The sequence below is a fragment of the Snodgrassella sp. ESL0253 genome (assembly GCF_013344965.1).
GTDB classification, from domain to species: domain Bacteria; phylum Pseudomonadota; class Gammaproteobacteria; order Burkholderiales; family Neisseriaceae; genus Snodgrassella; species Snodgrassella alvi_B.
The window spans coordinates 19,188-44,923 of sequence record NZ_JAAEDQ010000002.1 but is presented as its reverse complement, the minus strand read 5'-3'; the positions used below and the strand labels follow the sequence as shown (position 1 = coordinate 44,923).

The 25,736-nt window shown below is 42.9% G+C and carries 23 protein-coding genes; 12 read left to right on the top strand and 11 right to left on the bottom strand.

Annotation, left to right across the window (positions count from 1 at the left end):
• Nucleotides 1–526: 526 nt before the first annotated feature.
• The gene (gene msbA / locus GYX26_RS02090) at nucleotides 527–2,314 is read left to right on the top strand and encodes a lipid A export permease/ATP-binding protein MsbA (protein WP_174827855.1); all 1,788 of its coding nucleotides are present in this window, start codon (nucleotides 527–529) and stop codon (nucleotides 2,312–2,314) included.
• A gap of 448 nt (nucleotides 2,315–2,762) precedes the next feature.
• Here the strand turns inward: msbA and GYX26_RS02085 are convergent, their stop codons facing one another.
• Nucleotides 2,763–3,488, bottom strand: coding sequence for a hypothetical protein (locus GYX26_RS02085; RefSeq protein ID WP_202984269.1), 726 nt, complete (start codon nucleotides 3,486–3,488; stop codon nucleotides 2,763–2,765).
• Nucleotides 3,489–4,037: 549 nt separating this feature from the next.
• Between GYX26_RS02085 and GYX26_RS02080 the strand changes: the two genes are divergently transcribed.
• From GYX26_RS02080 to GYX26_RS02065, 4 genes are read left to right on the top strand one after another with little or no spacing between them, the layout of a single operon-like run.
• Nucleotides 4,038–4,889 carry a glycosyltransferase family 25 protein gene (locus GYX26_RS02080; RefSeq protein WP_174827853.1) on the top strand — a complete coding sequence of 284 codons (852 nt, stop codon included), beginning with the start codon at nucleotides 4,038–4,040 and terminating at the stop codon, nucleotides 4,887–4,889.
• Nucleotides 4,890–4,921: 32 nt separating this feature from the next.
• Nucleotides 4,922–5,716, top strand: a complete 795-nt coding sequence (locus GYX26_RS02075) for a putative nucleotide-diphospho-sugar transferase (RefSeq protein ID WP_202984268.1) — start codon at nucleotides 4,922–4,924, stop codon at nucleotides 5,714–5,716.
• 21 nt (nucleotides 5,717–5,737) lie between these two features.
• Nucleotides 5,738–6,541 (top strand): glycosyltransferase family 25 protein, encoded by an 804-nt coding sequence (locus GYX26_RS02070; protein WP_174827852.1) that lies wholly within the window; start codon nucleotides 5,738–5,740, stop codon nucleotides 6,539–6,541.
• 4 nt (nucleotides 6,542–6,545) lie between these two features.
• Entirely contained in the window at nucleotides 6,546–7,568 is a 1,023-nt protein-coding gene (locus GYX26_RS02065; RefSeq protein ID WP_174827851.1) for a glycosyltransferase family 2 protein, read from the top strand.
• Nucleotides 7,569–7,580: 12 nt separating this feature from the next.
• Here GYX26_RS02065 and GYX26_RS02060 read toward each other — a convergent pair whose 3' ends face one another.
• Nucleotides 7,581–8,153, bottom strand: coding sequence for a hypothetical protein (locus GYX26_RS02060; protein WP_174827850.1), 573 nt, complete (start codon nucleotides 8,151–8,153; stop codon nucleotides 7,581–7,583).
• 13 nt (nucleotides 8,154–8,166) lie between these two features.
• Nucleotides 8,167–8,880, bottom strand: coding sequence for a hypothetical protein (locus GYX26_RS02055; protein WP_202984267.1), 714 nt, complete (start codon nucleotides 8,878–8,880; stop codon nucleotides 8,167–8,169).
• Nucleotides 8,881–9,254: 374 nt separating this feature from the next.
• Between GYX26_RS02055 and sstT the strand changes: the two genes are divergently transcribed.
• Entirely contained in the window at nucleotides 9,255–10,490 is a 1,236-nt protein-coding gene (gene sstT / locus GYX26_RS02050) for a serine/threonine transporter SstT (protein WP_174827848.1), read from the top strand.
• Nucleotides 10,491–10,968: 478 nt separating this feature from the next.
• The gene (locus GYX26_RS02045; RefSeq protein WP_174827847.1) at nucleotides 10,969–11,865 is read left to right on the top strand and encodes a glycosyl transferase; all 897 of its coding nucleotides are present in this window, start codon (nucleotides 10,969–10,971) and stop codon (nucleotides 11,863–11,865) included.
• 209 nt (nucleotides 11,866–12,074) lie between these two features.
• Here the strand turns inward: GYX26_RS02045 and GYX26_RS02040 are convergent, their stop codons facing one another.
• Nucleotides 12,075–14,255, bottom strand: a complete 2,181-nt coding sequence (locus tag GYX26_RS02040; protein WP_174828004.1) for a primosomal protein N' — start codon at nucleotides 14,253–14,255, stop codon at nucleotides 12,075–12,077.
• Between the two features lie 246 nt (nucleotides 14,256–14,501).
• Here GYX26_RS02040 and pyrB point away from each other — a divergent pair, with 246 nt between their 5' ends.
• Both pyrB and pyrI read left to right on the top strand, forming a co-directional pair.
• Nucleotides 14,502–15,443, top strand: a complete 942-nt coding sequence (gene pyrB / locus GYX26_RS02035; protein WP_174827846.1) for an aspartate carbamoyltransferase — start codon at nucleotides 14,502–14,504, stop codon at nucleotides 15,441–15,443.
• A 7-nt stretch (nucleotides 15,444–15,450) separates the two neighbouring features.
• A complete protein-coding gene (gene pyrI, locus GYX26_RS02030; protein WP_100090516.1) occupies nucleotides 15,451–15,909 on the top strand; it encodes an aspartate carbamoyltransferase regulatory subunit in 459 nt (152 codons plus the stop codon).
• Nucleotides 15,910–15,917: 8 nt separating this feature from the next.
• Here pyrI and fghA read toward each other — a convergent pair whose 3' ends face one another.
• The 5 genes from fghA to GYX26_RS02005 all read right to left on the bottom strand — a co-directional run bounded on the left by fghA (nucleotide 15,918) and on the right by GYX26_RS02005 (nucleotide 19,870).
• A complete protein-coding gene (gene fghA, locus GYX26_RS02025) occupies nucleotides 15,918–16,751 on the bottom strand; it encodes an S-formylglutathione hydrolase (RefSeq protein WP_174828003.1) in 834 nt (277 codons plus the stop codon).
• 63 nt (nucleotides 16,752–16,814) lie between these two features.
• Nucleotides 16,815–17,924 carry an S-(hydroxymethyl)glutathione dehydrogenase/class III alcohol dehydrogenase gene (locus tag GYX26_RS02020; protein ID WP_174827845.1) on the bottom strand — a complete coding sequence of 370 codons (1,110 nt, stop codon included), beginning with the start codon at nucleotides 17,922–17,924 and terminating at the stop codon, nucleotides 16,815–16,817.
• A gap of 721 nt (nucleotides 17,925–18,645) precedes the next feature.
• Nucleotides 18,646–19,479: a PHP domain-containing protein gene (locus GYX26_RS02015; RefSeq protein ID WP_174827844.1), complete on the bottom strand. Its 834-nt coding sequence runs from the start codon at nucleotides 19,477–19,479 to the stop codon at nucleotides 18,646–18,648.
• A complete protein-coding gene (locus GYX26_RS02010) occupies nucleotides 19,476–19,649 on the bottom strand; it encodes an oxidoreductase-like domain-containing protein (RefSeq protein WP_174827843.1) in 174 nt (57 codons plus the stop codon). Before GYX26_RS02010 ends, GYX26_RS02015 begins: the two co-directional genes overlap by 4 nt.
• Entirely contained in the window at nucleotides 19,646–19,870 is a 225-nt protein-coding gene (locus tag GYX26_RS02005; protein WP_100090509.1) for an RNA-binding S4 domain-containing protein, read from the bottom strand. Before GYX26_RS02005 ends, GYX26_RS02010 begins: the two co-directional genes overlap by 4 nt.
• A gap of 129 nt (nucleotides 19,871–19,999) precedes the next feature.
• On the opposite strand from GYX26_RS02005, the gene argE reads away from it, so the two are divergent.
• From argE to GYX26_RS01990, 3 genes are all read left to right on the top strand, one after another.
• Entirely contained in the window at nucleotides 20,000–21,157 is a 1,158-nt protein-coding gene (gene argE, locus GYX26_RS02000; protein WP_174827842.1) for an acetylornithine deacetylase, read from the top strand.
• A 179-nt stretch (nucleotides 21,158–21,336) separates the two neighbouring features.
• Nucleotides 21,337–21,735 carry a cytochrome b562 gene (locus GYX26_RS01995; RefSeq protein ID WP_174827841.1) on the top strand — a complete coding sequence of 133 codons (399 nt, stop codon included), beginning with the start codon at nucleotides 21,337–21,339 and terminating at the stop codon, nucleotides 21,733–21,735.
• A 500-nt stretch (nucleotides 21,736–22,235) separates the two neighbouring features.
• A complete protein-coding gene (locus GYX26_RS01990; RefSeq protein WP_174827840.1) occupies nucleotides 22,236–22,391 on the top strand; it encodes a hypothetical protein in 156 nt (51 codons plus the stop codon).
• 1,933 nt (nucleotides 22,392–24,324) lie between these two features.
• Here the strand turns inward: GYX26_RS01990 and GYX26_RS01985 are convergent.
• Entirely contained in the window at nucleotides 24,325–24,888 is a 564-nt protein-coding gene (locus tag GYX26_RS01985; RefSeq protein WP_174827839.1) for a hypoxanthine-guanine phosphoribosyltransferase, read from the bottom strand.
• Between the two features lie 375 nt (nucleotides 24,889–25,263).
• Nucleotides 25,264–25,734, bottom strand: a complete 471-nt coding sequence (gene nrdG / locus GYX26_RS01980; RefSeq protein ID WP_100113552.1) for an anaerobic ribonucleoside-triphosphate reductase-activating protein — start codon at nucleotides 25,732–25,734, stop codon at nucleotides 25,264–25,266.
• Nucleotides 25,735–25,736 lie beyond the last annotated feature (2 nt).

Here is a 25,736-nt window from a genome sequence, read left to right as displayed (position 1 = left end):
AGATTAACAACGGATTTAGGCAACTTATTTTAAATGTTTATGTATGCTTTAATCAATATTGGATGATTATTTGATATTTTAATTTATTTTGTATATCGCTATATATTGGGCTTATTTGGATTGATTTTTCAGACTGAAATTAGTCTGTAGCACTTTTGTATTTGGAATATAAGGTATAGGAACGGTTTAATCGATATTTAACTAAATTCAAGCGACACACAAACTTGCTATCTTTATATGGGTTGTAGCTACGCGGAGTTATGATTTTATATCAATCACAGATATAATTATATGTTAAGTATTTCATGCAGGTTGTTTTTGATTTGGTAGAATACTGCTAATGTATAGTCTTGAGAGTTTTATACTCTAGATATAGTTTTAGTCTGGATATTTACTCATTGCAATAGATTTGTGCTGTGTTTATGTGTGCGAATAGCAAAGTAATTTGGTGAGCACGCTCTTTTATCGTGTTTCGTATTTTAATTTATATGAAATTTTTTATGTATTTGATTGTTCTGGGCAGCGAATGAAAAAAAGTAAAGAAACCAATTCTTATTCACCGCAGAATCTATATAAAAGACTGTTTCCATATATGCGCGGATTGGTAAAGTTTTTCTTTATTTCCGTGCTGGCAATGGTTGTTGTAGGCGTAACAGGGCCTCTTTTTGCCTATTTACTGAAACCTATTATTGATAATGGTTTCGTTGAAAAAAATATTGAAGCCATGAAATGGGTTCCATTTGAAATTGTAGGCTTGTTTATTTTCCGTGGCATCGCCAATTATATTAATGAATATACCAGTGCTTATATTTCTAACCAGATGGTGCAGGTAATTCAGCGTGATTTGTTTGCAAAGATGATGATGCTACCGATTGGCTATTATCAAGAAAATAGTCGTGGCCGCATGATGTCGCGCATTACCAATGATGCTAAAGGGATAACAGCTGCAGGCTTTGATGTGATTACCGTGTTTGCTAAAGATGGTGTTACTGTTCTGGGTCTTCTCATTTGGTTGTTTTATCTTGACTGGCAATTGACACTGATTACTTTCGTTACGATTCCGTTGATTGCCTGGTGTGTACGGATAATTAATAAGCGTATCCGTCGGTTGGTAACGAGAAGTCAGAATGATCTTGGTCAAGTCATGCAGATTTTGTCTGAGTCTATTGATGGTACGCGGGTTGTCCGTATTTATGGTGGACAACATTATGAACAGAGCCGTCTGGAAAAGACAAATCGGGCACTACGTAGTCTGGCCGTTCGGAGGCAGTCATATACTTCAATTGGTAGTGCTGTAACCCAGCTATTAATTGCCACGTCGCTGTCGATTATTTTATATGTCGCCGCTAAAAGGGCTAGTCATGCGGGTTTTACTGCTGGTGATTTTATGTCTTTTCTATCGGCTATGTTGATGATGTTTGACCCGTTAAAACGGATTACCAATATGTCTAGTGTGCTACAGACAGGATTGATGGCTGCTGACAGTGTATTCCGTTTTCTGGATGTACCTGAAGAAAAAAATCAGGGTGCAAAACAGCTGGTTTCACCTATAGGTGACATTGTTTTTCAGGATGTAACCTTGCGTTATCCGCAGGCAGATAAAAATGCAGTTGATCATTTGAATCTGACGATTGAACAAGGCAGTGTTGTTGCGCTGGTAGGGGAATCTGGTTGTGGCAAAACTTCTACAGTAAATCTGATTCCACGGTTTTATGATGTTACTAGTGGACGGTTAAGTATTGGCGGAATTGATGTAGAGGATTTTGAGTTGAGAAATCTTCGTTCCCAGATGGCGCTGGTTAGTCAGGACGTTGTTTTGTTTAATGATACGATTGCCAATAATATTGCTTATGGTTCCCCTCAAGCAACAGAAGCAGATATTATTCAGGCAGCCAAAGCCGCGAATGCGTGGGCGTTTATTAGTAATATGCCAGAAGGTTTGAAGACTGAAGTGGGTGATCAGGGAATGAAACTTTCTGGTGGGCAACGACAGCGTTTGGCTATTGCACGGGCATTGTTAAAAGATGCACCAATTTTGATTTTGGATGAGGCTACTAGTGCGCTGGATACTGAATCTGAGCGATTAGTACAATCGGCATTGGAAACTTTAATGAAAAACCGGACAACAATTGTCATTGCTCATCGGCTTTCGACTATTGAAAATGCTGATAATATTGTGGTGATGCATCAGGGCAAGATTGTGGAGCAGGGTAAACATGAGGCTTTGCTGAAGAAAAATGGTCGTTATGCGTTTTTGCACCGTATGCAGTTTGGCGAACACCGTAATCCAGCTGAAGGTGCTTTATTAAAGTAATTGATAAAATAAAATTTTCTATATAAGTTATTCCGTGTTTGAAAGTAATTTTTGATTTATGTATGTTGTACATTTTAATGTAGGTTGAATACGGCTAATTTGCTGTATTTATATGCTTTTGGAGTGTGATAAAGTATCCATATCTAGATGTTGCGATTTTGGAAAGTAATAGCATTTGGCAGGTTTTATAGTTTTGAAGAGAATTGAAGTTGATGTCTGTAGAGTTGGAGACATATGGTTGATTGACTGACATCAATGCCTAAGTAGAAAAGAGTTTTTTTAGGTTTTTATTATGGCATGAAATCATTGCTAAATAATTTGTGCATATGCGGTTTTGAAGAGCAATTCTGAGCTAATTTTTCTGATGGCAGATACATTGAACGTGCTGTAGCTGAATTCTGTATGAGCAAAGCTTCGGCTACAGTTTGGTTTTAGCAAATATTGTCTACTATATAATTGATATCGGCTGAAAGGGCGGTTTATTTAGAATATTTTTTATCCAGTTTGCAAAACTATATTTTTGTACAATATCTGGATTGATGCTAATCAGTGGTTTTGCCAGAAAGTCTGCAATTTGCTGTAATTCTTCTGCTTCCCTCCAGATAAAGATGTTATCTGGATGGTAGAAATCATAACTTTTTATTTGTGGGTTATTAGTGATTAATTTCTTTTGATAATATAGGGCTTCAAATACACGGAACGATAAACCGTAATGCACGGGATTGACGATATCGATGAGTATATCTGCCATGTTAACATGCTGTAAGTTATCTTCAAAAGTAATATTTTCTGGAATAGCATGAATCTGTCTGCATGAATACTGGGCAGCTTTGTAGGCTTCAGATGGGCGAAATTTGATATTGAAATTTAAGCTCACGCCATTTTGTATTAGGGCATTAGCACAGGCCTCTATGGCTGCAATGCGGGTGTCTACATGTAATCCAACGAAATAGGCAATGGAACCGCTATGGGGGATAGGTTGTGGCTGGTACATGTCAAAATAAAAATTACTGATTCCATTGAGGTGGTACTGGCTGTATTCTAGATTATTCAAATCCGCAGAGTCGAATACGAAAAAACGGTCAAATAAAGCTATTGTGGGAATGGTTTTGGGAAATCGTTTGATTCCATTCCATTGATAACCTACAAAATTTGTTTTTGTATGGTTTTTCAATAACTGTAAAGCTGGTAGAGAAAACAGATCAGGGCGAATAACCAGAGTATAGTCATAAAGATTATTACCCAGAATACTATGTATATTTTGCTGTAATTTTTGGTTGTATATCTGTTCTTTCAGATGAGTTTTATAGGAATAGTCTGACAGAAAAATTTTTCGAGCTGTGTGAATTAGGTGTGCTTTCAGGCTGGGGTAGCGAAAATTGGTATCTATCTGTTTTCTCAGCTTTTCTGAGGTGCTGTCAATAAAGGTAACTTGGAAATTATGATATTCTAAATGGGTTTTAATGGCACAGGCAAAGTCGCTGTAGCTAGACATGGCCAGAATAATAGTATGTTGCGACATTGTTAAATTAACTTGGTAAGGTTCGGTGTTTTTGATAATTGTGAAGTTGCAATAGAATAGGGAGTATGGTGTCAGACTGGTATTTTAACAGTTTATATTACTGGTTGTGTCTGAATGCAGGATTTATCAGTTAATGGTGGAGCTGTTTTTGGTTATAATTTATGAATAATATGCGATTAAAGTGTGTATGGTGTTGGATAAATGCTCAAAACTTTTTTAATTAATCTGGATCGTCGTCCAGATAGATTAATGTTTGTTAAACAACAATTGGAAAATCTGGGTATTGCTTTTGAAAGAGTAAGTGCTGTTGATGGTAATTGTTTAACTGATGAGCAGAAAGCTTTTTTTAATCAGCAAAGATTTGCACTGGAATGTAAGCGTAAGGCTGTAAATGGGGAGATTGGCTGTGCTTTGTCTCATCAGGCAGTTTGGCAGCGAATAGTGGCTGAAAATATACCTTATGCTCTGATTCTGGAAGATGATATCCAGCTTAAACCTGAGCTGGTTTCTTTGTTAGCTGATAAAAGAAATTATGAGTCATTTGATTTTTTGAATCTGACTTTAAAAAGACCTTTTTATGATATTGATGTTACAGCTGTTAATTTTTGCGTTACCCAACAGCAGTTTATTCGCCCACGATTCTGGCAATTTCTTAAACGCAGGTCATGGCATTCAATGGAAAGTAAGGCGATTGTCAGGTGGAAGATTTTTCGTTTGCATGCTTTGAGTAATGGTATGACTGCTTGTGAATGTGATATTGCTCCGTCATTGGCCTGTTGTTATATTGTATCTTTACAGGGGGCTAAAAACATGCTTTCAGCAAGTAAAACCCTTTTTTATCCTATTGATAAGGTGTGGCATTATAGTGGTGGCCAGTTAAAAGAAGCATTTCTGGTTGAACCGCTGGCGTTCCAGTCTTTGGACTCGGATATTCCTAACCGTACGCGCTTTAAACTGACTTTAGTACAAAGAGTTAAAAGATTTTTTGTTAAGGGACGACATTGGCAGCGCCTGCTTGATGTTGTGCGTATGTATGGCTGGACACGGTTATAATGAATATTTGGTAATGTTAGAGAATAGTAATAATGGTTAAACTGGGTAGGGAATATGCATGGCGTGCCAAGAATCGTCGTGTTGTGGTTCCGCTGGCTGAGGTGGTTACTGAGGACATGAAAGCGTCAGCAGGTGATGGTGTAACGGTTGTGGCCTATCATACTGACGATGAGTTTTACACTCATGAAGCTAAACGTATGTGTGCTTCAGCTGAGCGTTTGGGGATTGGCGTTAAAACAACAACGATTCCAAGTCAGGGGGGATGGGAGGCCAATACATCTTTTAAATCGGCTTATTTGCTGCGTGAACGTGATTTGGTCAGTGGTCCTATGCTTTATGTGGATGTTGATGCAGTTTTCCATGTTTCTCCACTGAAATATCTGGCTGGCTTAGATTGTGATATAGCAGTTTATTATGATCTGGGCGATGGACATTTAGTATCTGCAACTCTGTTTTTACAGGATACGGAGGCTATAAGACATTTACTGGCAGAATGGAATCGGCAGTGTATAGCCCATCCAGAAATATGGGATCAGGAAGTATTGCAGTCGGTCATTGCTGCTGATCAGGCTTCAGCCCAGCCTCGTTATAAGGTTTTTCACTTGCCAGTTGGCTTTTGCTGGATATTTGATCGTGAAGATAATTTACGTGCGCCGAAGCAGCAGGTTTATATTGAGCAATTGCAGGCAGCACGAGTGGTTCATGAAAATCTGAGAACCAGTGGGAAATTATTTTCAATTCGTAAAAGCAAAGTACAGCGCCGTATGGACCGGATACGTGAGATTGAGGATATTCTGTTCCGGCGCAGTTCTGATGGTTCACTGTAATATCTGTAGCGAAGGAAACAGATGATTTCTGCTTTGGTAATTAATCTGGACCATTCATCTGAGCGGTTGGAATTTCAGCGCAAGCAACTGGCTCATTTACAGATACCGATGCAGCGTCTGGCTGCTATTAACAGTTCTGATATTCTGATTGAGAGATATGAACAACTGGCAAATGGTTGGGAACGTAAAATGCGCCCGGCTGAGGTAGCCTGTTTTTTGAGTCATAAGGCTGCTTGGCAGTATGTGCTTGATACTGGCAAGCCGTGGTTGATTCTTGAAGATGATGCTTTGCTTTCACATAAGATTGCTGATATTTTGGAAGGATTAGTTTCCCGAATTAGTGAAGTGGATTATGTGAATCTGGAAACACGCCATCGCCGTAAGTGGTTGAGTAAAAAAAACGATATTTTTATTGCTGGCTATGAATTACGTCAGTTATATCAGGATCGTACTGGTGCGGCTGCATATATTCTATTTCCCTCAGGTGCACAGAAATTGTTAAATAGAGCAGAACATTCGGCGCCGGCATTGGCAGATGCATTTTTATGTCGTTCATATGAGTTAAATGCTTGGCAGGTCTATCCGGCCGCTGCGATTCAGCTGGATCAGTGTATTAATTATGGCTTGAACCCACCAGTTTTTTTTGTTTCGACGATAACGCCACAGAATAATCTGAAACCACGATCAAATAATTTTTATAGTAGTGTATGCTTTAAATATCGCCGTTTAGCTGCACAAATTCGTATGGGATGGCGACAGCTGTCGGTGCTGGGATATGCGCAACGTATGATGGTACCTATAATAAAAAGTGACTTTGAGGAATAGGTTTATGAAGGGGATAAAGGATAGTTATGCGGGTGTAGGCAGGATGGATTTAAGTATTCTGATTCCTGTATTTAATGTGGAATCTTATCTTTCTGAATTGTTGGATACCTTGTTACCAGATTTACCTGCTCTAACTGAAGTTATATTTTATGATGATTATTCGCCGGATAATTCACTTGCTGTTATCCGTCAATATCAGCAAAGTTATCCAAATGTAAATATTCGTGTTTTGTGTGGGCAGAAAAATCTGGGCATTACTCAGGTTCGCAAGTGTTTGTTACAGGCTAGCCACGCTGAATATGTTTGGTTTATTGATTCGGATGACCGGATTGAACGACAGGCTGTTGAGCAGATACAGGCTATTCTGAATCAGCATCATCCTGATGTTGTGCTATTTGATTATGATGTGTTTTTGGATGGCTGTGGAAAAGTTAAATATCATGAGCATTTATCTATTGCTCCTGCCAATACTTTGCTGCATCAGAAAAGCGGGGAGTTGTACCGCTTTGCTATTATGGATGGTAAGCATTATTTCTGGAATAAGGTTTTTCGGCGAATTTTGGTAACAGATGTGAGTCATTTTACTATTCCTGCCTATGAGGATATTGCGAATACGCCGACGGTTCTGAATCAGTGTCAAACATATTTTTATTATCCGCGAACTTTGGTGCATTATCGTATCTGGCCGGATTCTATTGTGCAGAAAATGAGCCTGAAACAGGCTTATGGTATTGAGGCATATCTGATACAGGCAGACTACGCCGATGTTGTGGTGGGCGATAAAAAATGTTGTGCCTATTTATTATATAAGGCTCATCTGTATTATTTTCGGTTGTGTCGTAAACTGGCAAAAATTAACCTGCCTGAGAAGGAAAAAGCGGCTATTTTGCTTTTGGCTAAACAGCTATATGCGAGAAAACGTTTGTCAACTTGTGCTACAGCTTCACTACTGATGCGTACGGGTATGTGGGGCAAAGCGGCTAAACTGATGTTGAAATCAGGTTTAGCCAGACTTTCTGGTAAATAAAACAATTTCTGTTCAGATCGCAATTATATTACCTGCGGTAATCCATTTATGTATTAATTGCTTTTCGTCATCCCAGTTATGTCCGGTCCAGCCTTCACTGGTGAAGTTATGAATATAGATTTTGTTTCTGGGGTAGTGCTGGCAAATATAATCAATGGCTAACAGGCCAGTGCTGGGCTGGTGACAGCCTAATGTATTGGCACAGTGCTGATAGATATCTGTGGGTATAGTATTGATTTGATATTGATCCAGATGTGAGCGTTTTATCCACTTGGGAAAGCGCCAGCGATATTTGATTCTTTTATGTAAGGGTATTTTTTGGTAACGGCTGTACCAGATATCATTTTTGTTGTAGCGAAAAAAAATCTGAGTATTCGGTTTAAAGAATTGATGCTCAATAGTGAGGTGACGAATTTGAGTATAGCCATTGGCTATAAACACCCAGTCTGCCATGAGTGTACAGTTTGGATTAGGATTGTTAAAGCGGACTACGATGTCGTCTTCATTAATCAGGTGTGCAATAGAGTTCTGTTCGTTAGCATTGCCGATGATAAAGAATTTACTGTGTGGTTGTACTGTTTTCATGGTAGTGGTGTTTTTATTGCCAATAATTTTTTAGCCATGGGGCTGGTAAGACTTTACGGTACCATTTTCCGCCGCCGCCTCTGATGGCATCTGGCGGGTTAACCTCGCCATGAAAAACGATGATTTTGCCGTAATTCGGTTTTTCCGGCGGCTGCCATAAAGCATAAGGCATTTTTTTTAATACATTATATTTATAGCTCAGACACCAGTTATCCGGCCAGTAGCTGAGTTGGTGGTTTTCACGCACATACCAGGATAAAAATGCCTGCTCATGGCGAAATTGCTGCCGGATGTGTTGGAAATGCTTACGGAAGTAATCCATTAAATCTGGTAATGCACCAATCTGGAATCGATATACCGAGCTGTTGCCAACTTTTCGCCATGGTTTTTTCCAGTCACGGATAATCCATACTTCGTCGTCTTGGCTGGAAGGGTGGGTGAAGAAACAGTCAATGTTATCGATAATAACAATGTCAATGTCAAGAAACAGGGCTGTACCCTGTAATCCGTACAGGTTGGCACTAAAGGTGGTGAGTTTGTTCCAGCCGCGTTCTGGCAGGCCATTGGGCAAGTCTAAAGGTATCAGTGGATGACACTGAACAGCTGGATCGATGCCTTTGGTGTCATCGGTCAAGCAAATCATGGTAAACGGGAGTGTCAAGTGGCGTTTTACCATGTTGTAGAGACGATTGACGTATTCGGCACCGTATTTTTGCCCCCATTTCATACATAGAATGTAATTTTGTGAAGGTTTGTCCATTGTTTGTTTTGTCTGGGCGATTCTGGGTGGTGCAGTATAACATTTTAGAATTATATGCTGTTTGATCTGCACAATATATGTTAATAAATAACTGATATTTTTTAACTGTTTCTAGCTGTTTTATTGATTATTCGTTGTTTTAGGCTAGTTTAATGCTAAACTTGTTATTCTGCCGATAAGCTGAAATGGGTTTCTGTTAAGGTTTAATGGCGCTATGAAAATGAATTGAAACGGGTTTTATGGGGCATGATTTGCTACTGGTGAATTTGTGTGTTTGGCCGAGTGATTTTTAAAATCTGTTTTTAAATATGTTTGTTTCCGGCTATAACCAAGGATTGTGAATGAAGAAGCTTTTATGGGTATTGTTTAAGAGTAATCTGATTGTACGCATGCTGGTATGTATGATTATTGGCGCGTTTATTGCGGCCTTTTTACCGCAATATGGAGTTAAACTGGAGTTTCTGGGTAGGGTATTTATTCAGGCTTTGCGTGCAGCTGCACCTATGCTGGTGTTTGTGTTGGTGATATCTTCTATTGTTAATAATAAGTTTGATAATGTTTCCAGTATTAAATCGGTGGCCTGGTTATATGCAGTAACTGTTCTGATTTCCGCAATATTGGCTTCAACTGTAAGTTATTTATATCCGCTGCATCTGGTGATGGATGTCCCGCCGATATCAGAGAAACCACCGGAAGGTGTGGCAGAGATTCTCATGAATATTATCCTCAAATTTGTGGATAATCCGGTTGATGCTTTGGCAAATGGTAATTTCCTGAGTATTCTGGCCTGGTCTACGGCACTGGGTATTGCTTTACGCCAGAGTAGTGAAGCAACGAAGTCGGTTATTAAAAACTGGTCGGATGCGACTATCTGGGTAGTTCGTCTGGTGGTGGCTATTGCGCCTTACGGGGTGCTGGGTCTGGTTGCTTCGCACTTTACCAGTGATGGTCTGGCCAAGTTAAAAAACTATCTGGAGCTGATCGGGGTATTATTGGGGTTGATGGTGTTTGTGGCACTGGTGATTAACCCGCTAATTGTATTCCTGAATTTTCGTAAAAACCCTTATCCGCTGGTATTTACCTGCTTACGTTATAGTGGGATTACGGCTTTCTTTACCCGTAGTTCGGCAGCCAATATTCCGGTAAATATCCGCTTGGCTCAGCGTATGCAATTGCCGGAAGAAATTTATTCGCTGTCTATCCCGCTGGGAGTAACGATGAGTATGAATGGTGCGGCGATTACCATTACTACGATGACGATGGCCACTGTGCATACTTTGGGTATGGATATTAGTTTTATTCAGACTTTATTGCTGAGTATTCTGGCTACGGTATGTGCTCTGGGTGCTTCTGGTGTACCGGGTGGCTCGTTACTGCTGATTCCGGTTGCGTGCAGTATGTTTGGTATTGATCCGACTATAGCTGCACAGGTAGTGGCAATTGGATTTGTAATCAGTGAAATTCAGGATTCTGCCGAGACGGTTTTGAATTCTTCCAGTGATATGCTGTTTACTTCGGTGGTGTCGCTGAAGCAGCAGGGCAGGGATCCGAGTAAAATTGAGTTGTTACCAGAATAAGCCTGTATTAGGACTGTGTTTGAAACCGCTGTGTACTCTGGCAGCGGTTTTTTGTATTTGGACCGAATATATTTGCTCTTGGGTGTAACACGGATTAATTTAGTTCTGTTGGGTATTTGAATATGAGATGTTGTATGGCTATACAAGATATGCTGTGTCTGATATAGGAGGCTGAGCTGTTAGGCTTTGTACACTTACTGGATTGCTGTGCGTCATATGACGACATGGGAGAACTGTGCTTGAGTGTTATCATATTTTTAAGGCTGTGACGGATATGGCTAGCTAAGAAGTTAAGCAGCAAAATTACATGGATTAATAGCTGAATCGCTGAATCTGGTTTGGCGGATTTTGGTAAAGTTAGATGCTGTTGCTTGTTTTATATCAAGTGGTATTTGATTAATGTTATCATTTGTCTTGGTATTTTTTGCGTTAATATTACAATGATATTTATTTTGTAAGCAAAATTGGGAGTTTATGCATGAGCAACGATGTTATTAAGGTTTTTGTGGGTTGTGACCCGAATAACTGTGATCTGGAGCAGATGATGGTGGTGGATTACAGTATCCATAAACATACATCGCGGCCAGTAGAAATCGTCTGGATGCAGTTAAGTCATGATCCAGACAGTCCTTGGTATTCTGATCCGCAATCTGGCGCTGGCTGGCATACTGAGAAGTGGGCAACGCCGTTTTCCGGTTTCCGCTGGGGTATTCCTGCTGCCTGTAATTATCAGGGACGTGCCATTTATATGGATGCGGACATGATTGTACTGGCTGATTTGGCTGAGTTGTGGGAACATCCTATTGAAGGTGAAGCGATTGTTGCTGCCAAGGAAGTGCATGATCATGCCAAGGGCAAACGTTTTACCCGTTTATGTACTTGTGTCTGGGATTGTGCCAAAGCAAAAGCCAAACTACCTGAACAGGCTACTTTGCGTGCTGATCCTGATTCGCATAAGAAAATGATGGCTAAATTTAAGCAACATCCAGAATGGGTGCAGGCTTATACTGCAGCCTGGAACTGTGTTGATGGTGAAGGTCTGCCAATTGAGCAGATGAAAATTTTGCACTATTCAGATATGGGCACGCAGTTCAGTCATAAGTATTCAATTCCGCGTTTAACTGCCGCTGGGCAGAAACACTGGTTTGATAGTGATATTCTGCCACATCCGCGCAAGGATTTGGTTGAGCTGTTTGACCAGTATTATCAGGAAGCTCTGGATGCTGGCTATAAGCTGGAAAATTATGCTGTTGAACCTTTCGGTGCTTTCCCCAAGGAGTCGCAGGTCGGCTATGACGGTAATGAAGTTACGCGCCAAAAAAAACCAAAATCTTTGCTTTCGCGTGTCTGGCATAGCTTGAGTGGTCGCAAGTAAATTTTGAATTAAATCTGACTGGTCGTCTGCTGATATGGCTGACGACCAGATTTTTTTGAAATGACAGCATTATTAAATAGAGTGGATGAGTGCTGTCTGAAATAAAATCATTATTGCTCAAATGGCGTTGGCTTGGTAAACCGATATTGCAATGGGGTAGATACATAAGTAATGCATCGAAGATGTTTATTATGTACAAGGGAATAAGATTACATTTCCAGTGGATCAACATCAATCAGCCAGCGTGTGTGTGGATAGATTTTTTCCAGATGTTGTAGCCAGCTTTGCCATATGGAGATGCTGTGGTGAAGATCACGCCGGTTTTTACTTTCCAGAAATACTTGTGCCCGTTCGTAACCGGCCAGTCGTGCCATGAGCATCGGTACTGGCCCGAAAGCACTAACATTGGCCGGTAATGACTGTTGCTGCTCAATGCCCTGTAATGCCTGACGCAGTAGTTCCTGTGCTTCGTGCATGGTTTTGGCATCGGCACGAATGGCTGCCATATGCCTGAATGGTGGCATGCCCAGCTCCTGTCTTTCCGCCAGTTCGGCTGTGGCAAAGGTGACATAATTTTGTGCGGCCAGAGCCTGATAAACTTTGTGTTCAGGTTGCCGTGTTTGTACCCATACATCACCTCTGCAATCCGCACGGCCGGCACGGCCACTCACCTGCATTAGTTCGGCAAATAAACGTTCTGGAGCACGAAAGTCGGCACTGTAGAGGCTGTTATCAGCATTTAAAACCACTACCAGATTCAGATGGGGGAAATCATGGCCTTTGGCCAGCATCTGGGTGCCAACCAGTACATCAACCTGCCGTTGCGTAATGCTGCTATAGATTTCTGCCCAATCCTGCCGGTGTGCGGTACTGTCGCGATCAACGCGCAAAATGCGCGCATCGGGCAGTAAATGTTGCAGGTTTTCTTCAATTCGTTGTGTTCCTTGACCCACGGCGGTTAAATCCTGATTACCGCATTCTGGACAACAGTGCGGGATACGCTGGTGATAATCACAATGATGGCAGCGTAATTGGCCGGCATGCTGATGTAAAACCATTTTGGCCGAGCAGTTTGGACAACCGAATGTATGTCCGCAGGCTGCGCAAAATAGAGCTGGAGCAAAGCCACGCCGATTCAGGTATACCATGCTTAAGCCACCGTTAGCGAAATTGGCCTGTAGCTTTTGCTTGATGATGTCGCTAAGGCCGTTATCCAGTGCCAGCCGGCGAATATCCAGTAAATGAATCTGTGGCAATTGGGCGCTGGCATGGGCGCGTTCACTCAGTTGGAGTAATTGGTAGTCTCCCTGCTGGGTTTTGTACCAGCTTTCCAGTGATGGGGTGGCACTGCCCAGTACAATCTGACAATTTGTCTGCCGGGCACGCCAGACAGCCAGATCACGTGCCTGATAGCGCAGCTCACTTTCCTGTTTGAATGAGTAATCATGCTCTTCGTCGACGACAATTAATCCCAGATTGTGCATGGGCGTAAACACGGCCAGTCGTGTGCCAATTACCAGAGCAGCCTGCCCCAGTGCAGCCTTAAGATAATTGCTGGTACGCTGGCCGGCAGCAGTCTGGCTATGTAATACGGCAGTGACGGTATGCGGAAAGCGCTGGTGCACGCGTTGCATTAATTGCGGTGTGAGGTTGATTTCCGGTAGCAGAAACAGAACCTGTTCGCCCTGCTGTAATACTTTGGCCATGATGTCGAAATAGACTTCGGTTTTGCCACTGCCGGTAATGCCATATAGCAAAAATGGGGCAAACTGGCCGGCTTTGGCCTGTATTGATGTACTGGCGTGCTGTTGTTGCTGATTAAGCTGATGCTGACTGGCCGGAATGCTACCGCAGGCTGGAACAGGCGTAGTCTGTACCCAGCCCTGTTGTTGCCACTGGTTGAGGTAATGCGCGGCCTGAGTATGCCTTGCTTTGAGCTGTTGCAGTGTGGCTGGTGCTGATTGCAGACATTGCCATAAAGCATGCTGTTTGTGAAAACGTGCCGGTGGTGGTGGCTGGAGGCGGCCACTGGTGCTGAGTGTATACATCATCTCCTGACGCGGTAATGGTACCGCTTCCGGCTGGCGCAGGCCTTTGGGCAAGGCTGCCATGACTGCCTGTCCAAGCGGATAGTGATAATAGCGGGCAGTAAAACTGAGTAAGGCACGCCAGTCTGCGGGTAATTGCCAGCCGTCAGAGAATATGGTTTCAATTGGCAGTATTTTACTGATATCAATTTCTGGCTGCACATTGCTTTCCCATACAATTGCTGCCACCAGACGTTTGCGAAAACGCACGGCCACACGTGTACCTGCCGGCAGGGCTGTGCGATGCGCGTAGGTAAGCAAAGAGTATAGGGGCACGTTTAGCGCCAGTTGATGATAAATCAATGTAAACAGAAATAAAAATACAATGAACTGTTTATTGTAACTCAAAGTGGCTGGCTTTTATCATTGCGCTGTTTATGCGATAATTGGTACCAGTTTATTATGGGATTACTGTGTGATGAGGATGCTTGCAGCAGGCTTTACAATTTGTCTGGAGCAGATATTACATGCAAGTAGTTAATTACCGTATGCTTACCCGTTTGTGAACGGGTTTTTTTTTGCCTATTGATAAATGCTGAAGGTTAAATTATGGCTAATCCGCTGTATCGCCAACATTTCATTTCTATTAATGATTTATCTACTGCGCAGCTGGAATTTTTGCTGGCGCTTGCTTTGCAGTTAAAACAGCAGCCACAGGCTGATTTATTGAATGGGCGTTTGGTTGGTTCGTGTTTTTTTGAGCCATCTACCCGTACCCGCTTATCATTTGAAACGGCTATTCAGCGGTTGGGCGGTAAGGTAATCGGTTTTGCCGATGGTGCCAATACCAGCGCTAAAAAAGGGGAAACGCTGGCTGATACGGCACGGATTATCAGTAATTATGCTGATGCAATTGTGATGCGTCATCCGAAAGATGGCGCGGCGCGAGTGGTGAGTGAGTTTGCTCATGTACCGGTGATTAATGCTGGTGACGGGACTAATCAGCATCCGTCGCAAACGCTGCTTGATTTGGTGACGATATATGAAACACAGGGATGTTTGCAAAATTTAAAAATTGCGTTGGTGGGCGACTTGAAATATGGTCGCACGGTACATTCACTGGCGCAGGCGCTCAGCCGCTGGGGCTGTGAGTTTATTTTTGTTTCTCCGCCAACGCTGGCGATGCCTGCTTATATCTGTGAACAGCTGGATGATAACGGTGTAGTCTATCGAACCTCCGGCAGTCTGGAAGAGGCACTGGCATGGGCCGATATTCTGTATATGACGCGTATTCAGCGTGAACGTTTTGATGAGCAGGAATTTGCCAGAATTAGTGGTCACTTTAGTCTGTGTGCTGCCATGCTAAAACAGGCTAAACCGAATATGCGTATTCTGCATCCTTTGCCGCGAGTGGATGAGATTCATGCAGATGTCGATAATAGTCCTCATGCCTATTACTTTCAGCAGGCCAATAATGGTATGTATGCGCGTCAGGCTATTCTGGCAGCGATTCTGAATGAACATATTGATGCAGTCAGTGCAAAAGGATAAACAAATGATGAATCAGACCAAGCTGAGTGTTGAGGCCATAAAAGACGGCACAGTGATTGATCACATTCCGGTAGGGCAGGGGCTGACCATTTTGCGCCAGTTCAGGCTACTGCATTCTGGTAATGCGGTTACTGTGGGTTTTAATCTGAGCAGCCAGTCTAGCGGCAGCAAGGATATTATTAAAATATCCGGCCAGTTTCTTGATGATGCGGCTGCCAATCGCTTAGCCCTGTTTGCACCACAGGCTACAGTTAATGATATTGAGAATTTTCGTGTGGTACGCAAACGCACACTCACTTTGCCGGAAAACATTACCGAAGTGTTTCGTTGTCCAAACAGCAATTGTGCCAGCCATGGTGAACCGGTACAAAGCCGTTTTTCGGTGCGGGTTAGTCATGGCGAAACACGTTTGCGCTGTCATTACTGTGAAAAGACGTTTGCGCGCGAATCGGTGATTGACGCTTAGCTATTCCTTTATAACCCAAATGCTTCGGCATGAAAGCTGATATGGCTTTCGATAAAGGTGCTAACAAAATAGTAACTGTGATCGTAGTTTTCGCGCAGGTGATAACGGATATTGATTCCTTTGCTTCTGGCAGCCTGAACGAAATCCTGTGGATGTAATTGTGCAGGATAGTATTCATCCACACTGCCCTGATCGATAAGAATGGGTAATGATGGCGAATTTTGGGTAAGCAGCTCCGTACTGTCGTATGCAGCCCAGTCTGCCTGATTACTTCCCAGATAGGTGGTGAATGCTTCCTGCCCCCATGCTCCGGCACTCGGATGAGCAATGGGGGCAAATGCTGATACCGCGAGATAACGTTGCGGGTTTTTCAGGGCAATCATCAACGCACCATGGCCACCCATGCTGTGCCCGCACAGACTGCGCTGCTCATTGACTGGAAAATGTTTTTCGATGAGTTCGGGTAATTCTGTTACCACATAATCGTACATCTGATAATGCTGTGCCCATGGCTGTTGAGTGGCGTTAACATAAAATCCGGCACCTTGTCCCAAGCTGTAGATATCTGCATTGGCTACATCAGCGCCACGTGGACTGGTATCTGGCATAACCAGTACTATGCCCCATTCAGCAGCAAAACGTTGTGCGCCACTTTTAACGGAAAAATTTTCATCGGTACAGGTAAGCCCGCCCAGACAGTACACTACGGGTAGCTGATAACCCTGTAGGGCGCGTGATGGCAGGTACACGGAAAAAGTCATGTCACACTGGTTGTAGCGACTGTAATGCCGATAACGCCGTTGTTCGCCGTTAAACAGTTTGTGGGTAGCCAGCAGAGTGATTTCAGCCATATCAGTTTATCTATGTTGATTTAATGTAAATAGATTATGTACACAACTTGTGTGTTAGTAGTAAATAACGGTGCGTATGGATTCACCAGTATGCATCAGCTCAAATGCCTGATTGATATCCGATAGGGGTAAGGTGTGGGTGATAAATGGTGATAGCTCAATTTTGCCTTGCATTGCCTCTTCTACCATCCTCGGCAGTTGTGAACGGCCTTTAACCCCACCAAATGCAGATCCTTTCCATACCCGTCCGGTAACCAGTTGAAAAGGTCGTGTGGCTATTTCCTGACCAGCACCAGCTACGCCGATAATAATGCTTTGTCCCCAGCCACGATGTGCACATTCCAGTGCCGCGCGCATAACGTCCACATTGCCGATACATTCAAAGCTGTGGTCTACGCCCCATTCAGTCAGGCGGATAATGACCTGCTGTATCGGTTCCTGATAATCATGCGGATTGATGCATTCGGTGGCACCAAAATGTTTGGCCAGCGCAAATTTGGCCGGATTGGTATCAATCGCAATAATCCGTCCGGCACCAGCCTGTCGTGCACCCTGTACCACGGCCAGCCCGATACCGCCCAGTCCGAATACAGCAACCGTATCGCCAGCCTGCACCTTCGCTGTATTGTGTACCGCACCGATGCCGGTAGTTACCCCACAGCCGAGCAGACACACCTGCTCATGTCTGGCTTCAGGATTGATTTTGGCCAGTGATACTTCTGCTACTACGGTATATTCGCTGAAAGTAGAACAGCCCATGTAGTGATAAATCGGCTGTCCCTGATAGGAAAAGCGCGTAGTGCCGTCCGGCATCAGCCCTTTGCCCTGTGTGGCTCGCACTGCGGTACACAGGTTGGTTTTGCCTGAACGGCAGAACAAGCATTCGCCGCACTCGGCGGTGTACAGGGGAATCACATGATCACCCGGTTTGACCGAAGTTACGCCCTCACCAACTTCCACGACAATACCAGCGCCTTCATGGCCAAGGATGGCAGGAAATACGCCTTCTGGGTCAGCACCAGACAGAGTAAATGCATCAGTATGGCATACACCGGTGTGGGTGATTTTCACCAGTACTTCACCTGCCTTGGGCGGCGCGACATCTACTTCGACAATTTTCAATGCTTCACCCGGAGCGAAAGCAACTGCGGCACGAGATTTCATGATTTATCCTGTTGGCAACTAATTGGCTTGAGTGAAATGATAGCAGGTAGACAGTTATCATACATCCTGTAACAGTCTCACAGATATAATTTATCTTCGGCTATAGATTTTAATCAGATAGTGTTCTGAAACGAGGCTGATATGCTTTTTTTGACAAGGTTGTTAGGCGCTTTCAGATTCTATTCAGCAATCCGCTGATTATTCTGCATTGCAGTAAGATGTTGTTTTGGCACCTATGGTCAGGCTGCTCATGTTGGCTACTTGTGTGCAAGTGTTGCAGGTTTAAGTTACCGGAATGGTTATTTTATCAATATAGCTATTATTGATATCAATAATAGCTATTCATTTTAGTGGTTGTGTAAAAGGATGGCTTAAATTATGAATCAGGCAGTTTTTGTTATTTTGAACGAATGTCCAGATTGAGAAAGCGCATAACGTCAATTGGAAGATTCAAAAACAAAGGTTGATTATTGGCTGGAGAAAATTCGCTGTGATTGTAATCTGGTAACAGTTAATCAGAATCGAATAACTGTAATTTTTATTTTAAATCATGAAGATGCTTGAATGTAGCAATAAGCGGCGTTAAAGCAATATCTAGACTTGCATAGCTTGTATTGTTATCAAGTGTGTAATAAATATGCTCATCTTTTTGCTTAAAATAAAGCAAAATCAATGATTATATTTTCATTGTTAGTCTGGTTGTTCAGATTCACGGTGATGATTAAGTAAAATGAGACCACACTGGCTGGCATATTGGTGGCAATGGTGGGCAGGAGCCAATCAGACCACCGCCAAAATCACCATCGCGGTGAAAATCACTGCCGCAGCTGGCTAAAAATCCGAATTGTTGTGCCAGCAAGGCATAGTTCAGACGGTCGTTCAGACCGGAACGCCCGCTGTGTACTTCTATGGCAGCGCCACCACAGGCCTTAAAATCACTAAACAGATTGCGGCGGGCAGTAGCAGAGAGTTCATAGCGCATTGGGTGCGCAATAACCGCAATACCGCCAGCGTGCCGGATAGCAGCGACAACGTCAGCTAATTCAGCCCACTGATGTCTGATGCTACAGGATTTACCATCGCCCAGATATTTGCGAAAAGCATCCGCTTTTTTGCTCACATAGCCGGTGTTGACCAGAAAATCAGCAATATGCGTCCGGGTTACCATATCTATATTGGTAGCCAGTGCCAGTGTACCTTCATAGGCACCACTTATGCCTTTTTTGGCCAGCTTGTCGGCAATAGCCTGTAAGCGCAGCAGGCGGCCACTGCGCAGGCGCTGGAGCAGGGTTTGTAATACCTCGTCTTCCAGAGCGATATTCAGGCCCACTATATGGATGGTGCGTCCGCGCCAGCTTACCGAGATTTCCACGCCATTAATCAAAGTTATTCCTGATTGCGCTGCCTGCAAGCGTGCCGCAGCCACACCACCAGTGTGATCGTGGTCTGTCAGTGCCAGCAGGGTACAGCCATTGGTATGCGCCCGTAGTACAACTTCTGCTGGTGTCAGAGCACCATCGGAAACAGTAGAATGGCAGTGTAAATCAATACTCATGGGTTATTTCCATCTGTATGAGATGATGTGGCCTGTTGCGCCTGTTGTGCTTGATAGGCAGCTTTTTCGCGGTAATAAATCTGCCAGACGCAGGCATCGCCACAATCGCTGTTACAGCACGCCCAGTCTTCCGGTGGCACTGGTGCAGTTAATAATTCTGGTGTATTCATACCTGACTGTTAATGACACAGATTTCATTGTCTGCCAGTTGGATACAGTCACCAGCAATAATTTTTGCTGTTTTGCGGGTTTCTGGCTGGTGATTACGCAGCACCCTGCCTTCGGCAATCAGTTGCTTGGCACGGCCTCCGCTCTCTGCCAGTCCGGCCAGTTTAAGTAAATCACATAACGCAATATGAGGATGTCCGGCTAAATCGAATTGCTGTTTCATTTGTTGTGCCTTTAAATAAATGGCTATTGTAGCGATTATCTGCGTTAAACAGGATACTGTATGCAGCAGTAACTACGTTAGAGGCATAAAATATGTTATGGTTAAAGCAGAATTTACTGGAGAATTGTTGTGGATACCCTTAACTGGTTACGTCAGCTCATTGCTTTTGATACCACCAGCCGCCAGAGTAATCTGGCCCTGATTAACCATGTGGCCGGTTATCTGGAAAGCCGGAAACTGTCGCCATGGCTGGCACATAACGCAAGCGGTGACAAAGCTAACCTGTTTGTAACCATTGCTGCGGCTGATGGCAGTACCTCTGGCGGACTGGTGTTTTCCGGTCATACCGATGTGGTGCCGGTGGATGGACAAAACTGGCTGTCTGACCCGTTTGTGGCCGATGTGCGTGATGGTTGTGTATATGGCCGCGGCAGTAGTGACATGAAGGGTTTTATTGCCAGCGTGTTAGCTGCGGTTCCGGCTATGCAGGCGGCCAAGCTGAAAATACCGTTACATATCGCCTTGTCTTTTGATGAAGAAATCGGCTGTCTGGGTGCACCAGTTATGCTAGCGGAGCTGGAGAAACGAGGTTTGCAGCCACAATCCTGTATTGTGGGTGAACCCACATCCATGCAGATGGTCGTGGCTCACAAAGGTATCCATACGTTCTGTTGTGAAGTACACGGTAAGAATGCTCATTCTTCGCTTACGCCCAATGGCGTGAATGCCATTGAGTATGCTGCCCGCCTGATTGTATTTATCAACCAGCTGGCACAACAGTTACAGCAACGTGCTGATTTGGATCATGCGTTTGATGTACCGTTTGCTACGGTATCTACCGGCCTGATTCGAGGTGGTACGGCCATCAATATTGTGCCTGATTACTGTGCCTTTGAGTTTGATTACCGTAATCTGCCGCATATGACAGTGGAAGAGCTGATTGAACCTGTTCAGCACTACATTACCACCCAGCTCTTGCCTGCCATGCAGGCAGTTGCACCAGAAGCAGCAATTAAATTAACGCATAATGTTCAGGTACCGGCCTTAAATGATGCGAATAATCAGCAGTTACATGCACTGATTGCTCAACTGGTAGATACTGACCAGCGTGCTAAAGTAGCCTATGCTACTGAAGGTGGCCAGTTTCAGCATAGCGGTATCAGCACGGTTGTGTGTGGTCCCGGCAGCATTGCGGTGGCACATAAAGCCAATGAATATATCGAACTGGAACAGCTGAATCGTTGTGATCATTTTTTGCGCAGGCTGATCCAGGCACAAAGTCTGTAACACTTGTAACAAGGCGAAATTCTTAGTTTCTGCTACATAACGGCATATTGCTGTTAAAATATTTCATCAGAGTATGCTGGCTATAAACACGATTGAAAAGAGTTCAATCCGTACTACTAAATATATTTGCTGGTTTGATTATTGGCTGGTAAGGGTTAACTGAATAACAGGAAAATCAAATGACACTGAAACGCTTTCTGTCTACTGGGATATTGTCATTATCTCTGGTGCTATCCGCTGTGGCTGTACAGGCTAATGAAGTAAATATGTATATGAGTGCGATTACGATGAGCTATGCGCGCTTTAATGCAGCGCAAACGGTGGCTGATGCCAGCAAGGCTTTAGCCAGTATGCGTACTGCTGCCGTGGCGGCTCGTGCACAAAAACCATACGGGCTGACAAATGCTGCGGCAAATAACCCTAAACTGCGGGTATATCAGTCAGAAATAGATAAATTAATTGCTGAAATCGATAAAACCAGCAAGCTGGTGAAGGCTGGGAAAATGGTCCAAGCCAAAACTGAGGGCAAGAAAATACTGCAATTGCGTGATGAAGGTCATGCAGCAATGAAACGCTGAAATGACTATAGACTATGCTGTTGATAGGTTATTATGAAAATAATGCTGCTATAGAATGTAAAAAGCCTGGTTCCGCCCCTTAAAAGCTAAAGAACCAGGAAACATAGACAAACAATGCGGTAGTGGATAATGACTAGAATTTGTGATTCTGAACTGACATTATCCGAAATTCTTTAGAAAATTCCTTTTTTGAAACATTTCTTCAACCCTTTGCTACACTCTGAAAATTGTAGCGATTAATACCAAATAATATACTAAATGCAATAAATATAATATGTTATAAAAATTGACTATTCCGTTACCAATTGTAATACCTAATTAGTCACGCTGTTAGGCTTCACAGGGTAAATAATCAGTTTTTTAGGTATTTCAGTTTATATCTGATAAATGGGCATCTATCAGGTTTAAAAGTGTTGTTTTCACGCAAATTAATATGACAAAACTTCGATGAAACCTGCGTGCTGTTCATTAAAACCATCGCTGGAGGAAACAGGCGTAACATGTACGCTTCCAAATGGCGGTTTCTCGCCACAAAAGTAGTCATAAACACTGCCTTTCCTGATTATTCTAACCAAACCGCTATGCGCTTCCAGACGCATGGGGCGGCAGAAGAATGGCAAGGCTGGAAGACCGTTAATCAGAACCGGCAGGCATAAAGCCTCCCTGCCATTGTCTACCATGGGAGAGGTATGTCAATGACTTGGTAAACAGAATATGAGACACCATCATATGAAAATATCAATGGTTTATCTGCCTGATAAAACAGCCTTCCAGAGCTGACCGTACTATTTAATACGGCTTGGTTATCATACTGGTGGATAATTATATTTGTCAAGAATTCGTTAAATTAATATTGTAATCAATAATAAATGTAATATTAAAGACATATGTTGAAAATATTGTAAGTTGTACATAAGTCTGCGATAAAAAGTTGTTTTATCTATGGATTAGCTGGTAGTTGTGTAGAAATTGTACCATATTATGATATTAATGCAATTTAAATATGCTGTATGTTTAAAATTCAACTTTGTCTGTGAATTAGCAGACTAGCCTATTTATTAGCTTTTTAAGCAAATAGGATAAATATATTCTGTCTGCCATTTATCTCCTCATAATTGGTTTGAATTAGTGGAATGGCTACACTAAGTCATACAAATTTTTAGGGGCAAGGTAAACTTAACTCTAAAACTAAAAAGGAAAAGATGATATATCAATAAAAAACCCGCACAACGCACTATTAGTGCTGGTTTCAAAGGGCAAATAGTTAAACTAGGTCAATAGGGAAAGTCGCGCAGTGAAGTGCTCAAGGAATATGATTTGATGCCATCCGCTTTAGACAGCTGGATAAACCAATCAAGTAAAAGTGATTCATTTAATACTAAAGATAACCGCACTCCAGAACAAAATGAACTGATTGCGTTACGAAAAGAGCTGAAACAGCTACGGATGGAAAACGTTATTCCAAAGTAGGCTGTACTGATCATGGGATGAAAATTAAAACCCTGAAAGTAAAACAACATTGTTATGCTGTAGCGGTACTATGTCGCTGCTTGGGGATAGCCAGACATTATGTCTATAATCAGTGCAAAGCAACCAAACAGAAATCGATTGCCAATTACGCCGACAAGATATTAGCTATTTTTAATCGCAGCTATTAATCATACGGAACCAGACGCATTCGTTTGCCTTATAACAAGCGGGCATCAGTGTTTTCCTTCGTTACATTGCCTGGGTAATGAGGTCGCTAACATTGATATCAAAGTACACAATTAAACGTTATTGAGGATATCAAACGGCAAGCAATGACGCAGCAACAGCTAATCATTTACAGCGTCAGTTGGATGCAGGTGCCTAACAATAGATTATAGTGGCATACTTAACCTTTCCATCACTGGATTTATTTATGTGTGTTACTGAATTTATCTAATCGACAGATTGCCGACTATGGTGTTGGTTAATATAAAACAGCAGTTGTAGTGATGTGTGTATTAAGTCAGTTTAAGCTACCGCAATCATCATTAAATCTATTTCATTCAGATAGAGAAAAGAGTTTAACAATCAGTTGCTAGATGAGTGTTTTAATACATTTAATATTCAACGATCGCTAATTAAAAGCTGATTAAAAAAGGGTTTTCCGTATGACGATACAGTAGTGAAAGCAACATTTAAAAGCATTAAAACTAAGTTTGTTAAAGGAGAAAAATTCATGACAACCCAAGAATTACAACAAGGTTTTGCGGCTGATACTTATTGATACAATCCCAAACGGTTGCATTCCTCGTTAAGCTATTTGTTTCCGATGGAATTTTACAAATGGCCACTCCTTAGCTTTGTTTCTTGAATATGTGTTGCCATTCCAATCACCATACGAATAATAATAAATTAATATATGAAATTGATAGTCACTTCCATAAATTTCAAACAATAAACTGCTTTTATCTGATTTTTAATTAATCAGTTTAAGTGAATAGGTATTAGAAAAATTAACAAAGCCGCATATTGCGCCATCCCATATTGCTTTGAGTTAACAGTATATATGAGCTGATTAAAATAGCCACGATGCTACTTGTCACTGTGGCGCAGTAATTATTATTCAGCCAGCGCGTAAATTTCATCCAGATTGCGCCATTTGCCTTCGGCATCCATGCCATAGCCAAATACATAGCGGTTAGGGACATCCAGTCCGACAAAATCGGCCATAATCGGTTTGTCTTTTTCAATCAGCTTGTTGGCAAAAACAGCAGTGGAGCAACTGGCTGCGCCCATTTCCAGTATCTGTTTTTTTACTGCGGCCAGCGTATGGCCTTCATCGAGAATATCATCCAGTACCAGAATATGGCGTCCTGCTACGGCGTTTTGCGGGGCACGCAGCCACTGATAGCTACCCCCCTGAAGTTTGTCACCATAGCGTGAAATATGGATGTAATCGAAATCCAGCGGAAAACGCAGCAATGGTAATAATTTGCCGGTAAAGACCACTGCACCACCCATTACCGGTAATACCAGCGGGTATTTGTCACTCAGTGCAGCGGTGATGTCCGCAGCCATCTGTTCCAGTCTGGTTTCACAGGTGCTACGGTCAAACAGCAAGTCTGCTTTATCCAGCATTGCCTGAGTTTCGGCGCGTTTGGCGGTTAAATCAATTGTGCTCATTGGCGTTTTCCATGTTTGTCTGGGTAAAGTAAAACCATTTTGCCACTTTCGGCTGTCCAGCAATATGTACAGGATAGGAGCAGGTGGCGTTGGCTACTGTTTAATTAGGTAAATTTGTGCTGCTGAGGTGATGTTGCTGCACTGAGGTTGATGTGATTTATTGGCTTTATGCAGATAAAAGATAAATTATTCCCAAATTTAACTTGCAAGACGCGCATTTTATGCGATTTCCGGTGGTTGCGGGCAGTCTGCGGATGAGGAGTGTTGATAACTGGCTAGTTTGTTAATGTAATTTTTCTGGCCAGAATAAGAAAATGCACCGTTGTGATTAGACGGGAGTAATCGGTCAATCGCAATGGTGCAGAACGCTTTGGGTTATGCGGGGCGCAGGTAATGAATCTCCTGATTACTGCTGCCGCGCCAAAGTAGTGACGGGTCTTTCAGTTCCTGTATAAATTTGCCGTCAATCAGGGTGTTAATTTCATCAATGACCCGTCTTTGGGCTGCGGATAGTTCTGATAGGGAGTAGCCGGTCCACAACCAGATATCTTTATGCTCGGTTTCCTGCCGTACTCGTTTAACCAGATGCAGGATGGTACTCAGATTGTGTGGATGCAACGGGTCACCGCCGGTTAGTGACAAACCCTGACGCACAATACGACTGTCGTTGAGGTCGCTGATGATGCGGTCTTCCAGTTGCTGGTCGAACGGCTTGCCGGAATCTACCCGCCATGTGGTGGCGTTATAGCAGCCGCGGCATTTGTGTTCGCAGCCAGCTACAAACAAGGTGCAGCGAGTACCGGGGCCGTTGACTACGTCAACCGGATAATACTGATGGTAGTTCATGC

Excerpts from the sequence above, each read along its gene's own strand:
- sstT (WP_174827848.1), top strand. The coding sequence starts at position 9,255 with ATGAAGAAGCTTTTATGGGTATTGTTTAAGAGTAATCTGATTGTACGC.
- GYX26_RS01990 (WP_174827840.1), top strand. The coding sequence starts at position 22,236 with ATGTACGCTTCCAAATGGCGGTTTCTCGCCACAAAAGTAGTCATAAAC.
- GYX26_RS02080 (WP_174827853.1), top strand. The coding sequence starts at position 4,038 with ATGCTCAAAACTTTTTTAATTAATCTGGATCGTCGTCCAGATAGATTA.
- GYX26_RS01985 (WP_174827839.1), bottom strand. The coding sequence starts at position 24,888 with ATGAGCACAATTGATTTAACCGCCAAACGCGCCGAAACTCAGGCAATG.
- GYX26_RS02075 (WP_202984268.1), top strand. The coding sequence starts at position 4,922 with ATGGTTAAACTGGGTAGGGAATATGCATGGCGTGCCAAGAATCGTCGT.
- nrdG (WP_100113552.1), bottom strand. The coding sequence starts at position 25,734 with ATGAACTACCATCAGTATTATCCGGTTGACGTAGTCAACGGCCCCGGT.
- GYX26_RS02055 (WP_202984267.1), bottom strand. The coding sequence starts at position 8,880 with ATGAAATGGGGGCAAAAATACGGTGCCGAATACGTCAATCGTCTCTAC.
- GYX26_RS02005 (WP_100090509.1), bottom strand. The coding sequence starts at position 19,870 with ATGAAACAGCAATTCGATTTAGCCGGACATCCTCATATTGCGTTATGT.
- GYX26_RS02020 (WP_174827845.1), bottom strand. The coding sequence starts at position 17,924 with ATGAAATCTCGTGCCGCAGTTGCTTTCGCTCCGGGTGAAGCATTGAAA.
- GYX26_RS02045 (WP_174827847.1), top strand. The coding sequence starts at position 10,969 with ATGAGCAACGATGTTATTAAGGTTTTTGTGGGTTGTGACCCGAATAAC.
- GYX26_RS02010 (WP_174827843.1), bottom strand. The coding sequence starts at position 19,649 with ATGAATACACCAGAATTATTAACTGCACCAGTGCCACCGGAAGACTGG.
- msbA (WP_174827855.1), top strand. The coding sequence starts at position 527 with ATGAAAAAAAGTAAAGAAACCAATTCTTATTCACCGCAGAATCTATAT.
- pyrB (WP_174827846.1), top strand. The coding sequence starts at position 14,502 with ATGGCTAATCCGCTGTATCGCCAACATTTCATTTCTATTAATGATTTA.
- GYX26_RS01995 (WP_174827841.1), top strand. The coding sequence starts at position 21,337 with ATGACACTGAAACGCTTTCTGTCTACTGGGATATTGTCATTATCTCTG.
- GYX26_RS02070 (WP_174827852.1), top strand. The coding sequence starts at position 5,738 with ATGATTTCTGCTTTGGTAATTAATCTGGACCATTCATCTGAGCGGTTG.
- GYX26_RS02065 (WP_174827851.1), top strand. The coding sequence starts at position 6,546 with ATGAAGGGGATAAAGGATAGTTATGCGGGTGTAGGCAGGATGGATTTA.
- GYX26_RS02060 (WP_174827850.1), bottom strand. The coding sequence starts at position 8,153 with ATGAAAACAGTACAACCACACAGTAAATTCTTTATCATCGGCAATGCT.
- pyrI (WP_100090516.1), top strand. The coding sequence starts at position 15,451 with ATGAATCAGACCAAGCTGAGTGTTGAGGCCATAAAAGACGGCACAGTG.
- GYX26_RS02015 (WP_174827844.1), bottom strand. The coding sequence starts at position 19,479 with ATGAGTATTGATTTACACTGCCATTCTACTGTTTCCGATGGTGCTCTG.